General features: G+C 73.0%; 2 protein-coding genes. One reads left to right on the top strand and one right to left on the bottom strand.

Annotation, left to right across the window (positions count from 1 at the left end; all coding sequences use genetic code 11):
• The coding region (locus ABEB16_RS15090; protein ID WP_345713055.1) for a LacI family DNA-binding transcriptional regulator at positions 1–603 on the bottom strand (603 nt) is incomplete at its 3' end.
• A 199-nt stretch (positions 604–802) separates the two neighbouring features.
• Here ABEB16_RS15090 and ABEB16_RS15085 point away from each other — a divergent pair.
• Positions 803–2149, top strand: coding sequence for an ABC transporter substrate-binding protein (locus ABEB16_RS15085; protein WP_345713054.1), 1347 nt, complete (start codon positions 803–805; stop codon positions 2147–2149).
• Positions 2150–2241: the final 92 nt, after the last annotated feature.

Below are 2241 nucleotides of genomic sequence, written 5' to 3'. Positions count from 1 at the left end.
TCGGCCGTGGCCGGCGCCGCGATCACCACGTGGTCCGCCCGGTCCCAGATCTCGCCGGTGGCCCAGGGCCGCGAGGTGGTCGACGAGGACGGAGGTGCCGCGGGCGTGGTCGACGGACACGACGGGCACGGCGACGTCGTGCGCCGGCCGGCCGACGAGCACCGTGGGGGCGGACCGCTCCAGCAGGTCGTGCAGGTCGCGCTCGGGCATCCGCGGGGTGACGAGCACGAGGGCGTCGCAGCGCAGCCGGGCCTCCAGCGCCGCCTCGGCCTCCTCGGCGGGGTCGGCGGGGGACTCGGCGACGAGGACGCGGTAGCCGCGCCCGGCCGCGGCGGCCGTGACGCCGCGCAGGATCTGCTGGTGCACGGGGTCGTGCAGGTCGGGCACGACGAGGGCGAGGGTGTTGGTCCGGCCCAGGGAGAGGCTGCGGGCCACGCTGCTGGGGCGGTACTGCAGCTGCGCGGCGGCCGCGCGGACGCGCTCGGCGATGTCGGCGGCGACCGTCGAGCGCTGGTTCATGACGCGGGACACCGTCGAGCGGGAGACGCCGGCGGCGGCGGCGACCTCGCCGATGGTCGCGCCCTCCTTGACCGTCCTGGCCATCACGCCGCCCCGGGGTGCGCAGGGGCGCCGGGCACGGGCCTGTTGACGAGCGTCATCGCGTTCCTCCGCACGGTCGAGGTGGGTTCACGCTACACCCTGGGGAACCGGTTCCTACCGTGCTAACCTCGCCGGGAACCGGTTCCCCCGCCGGGGTCGGAGCACCTGTGGAGAGCACCTCGACGACGAGAGAAGGCGAACCATGCACCAGCCGTCCCGCACCTGGAAGCTCCTCGGCCTCGCCGCCACCACCGCCCTCGCGCTCAGCGCCTGCATGGGGCCCACCGGCTCCGGGCAGCAGGAGGCCACCGCCGCCGCCACCGGCGACTGGGGCGAGGCGACCGGCGAGATCGAGTTCTGGGACACCAACGCCAACCCGGCCCTCAGCGCCGCCTGGGAGAAGCTGATCGACCGCTTCGAGCAGGAGCACCCCGACATCCAGGTGGAGTACGTCGGCCTGCCCAACTCCTCCTACCTGCAGAAGGTCGACAACGCCCTCGCCACCGGCACCGTGCCCGACGTCATGCTCATCGGCAACGACGTCGCCAACCTCATCGCGCAGAACGCCCTCGCACCGCTGGACGAGGCCTACGAGGAGTCGGGCATCCTGCCCCGGATCGACGGGTCGATGCTGGACAGCGAGCGCGAGAACGCCCCCGACGGCAAGCTCTACAAGGCGCCGCTCAGCGCCCTGTCCGACGTCATCTGGTACCGCACGGACTGGCTCGCCGAGGCCGGGCTGGCCGCGCCCACCAGCTACGACGAGTTCTTCGCCGCCGCCGAGGAGCTCACCGCCAAGCAGGACAACCGCTTCGGCTTCGCCTTCCGCGGCGGCCCGGGCTCCATGCCCCCCATGTTCGCCATGACGTACGGCATGTCCGGGATCGGCGAGTTCTTCACCGAGGACGGCCAGGCCACCTTGGACGCCCCCGAGAACGTCGCGGCGTTCGAGCGCTACACCTCCCTCTACGGCAGGGTCAGCGCCGAGGCCGACCTCACGAACGACTACGCCAAGATCGTGGCCGCCTTCGACGGCGGGTCCGCGTGGGCCACCCACCACAACCTCGGCTCCTACCAGGACCACATCAAGGCCCTCGGCGCCGACAAGGTCGCCGGCGTGCAGCCGTTCCCGGACGCCGAGGGCGTCGTGACCGCCACCACCCCCGCGATCTCCGGCCTCGGCGTCCTCGCCGACAGCGACCGCAAGGCCGCCGCGTGGGAGTTCGTCGAGTTCATGAGCACCGAGGGCAACTCCGAGTGGGTCGAGCAGGTCGGGCAGGTCCCCGCCAACCTGGACGCCCAGGACGACCCGTGGATCGAGCGGTCCCAGCCGCTGCGGGAGATCGTGGCGACCTCGGAGAACCCCGAGACGCAGTACGTGAAGCTGCCGACCTACCTGCCGGACTGGGCCTCCATCTGCAAGACCGAGATGGAGCCGGACTTCCAGGCGGTCCTCACCGGCACGATGGCGCCGCGCGACTTCCTCACCAAGTACGCCGACCGCTTCGAGCAGGCGCAGGCGGAGTACGAGGAGCACGCCAAGGGCTGAGCAGCACCCCGCACGCCCCCCGCCCCCGGGCCCTGCGGCCCGGGGGCGGACCCGTGTGCGGCGCGCCCCCCGCACGGCGCACGACAGCGGGG

It is taken from the genome of Kineococcus glutinatus (genome assembly GCF_039542765.1).
GTDB classification, from domain to species: domain Bacteria; phylum Actinomycetota; class Actinomycetes; order Actinomycetales; family Kineococcaceae; genus Kineococcus_A; species Kineococcus_A glutinatus.
This window is presented reverse-complemented; position numbering and strand designations above follow the sequence as displayed.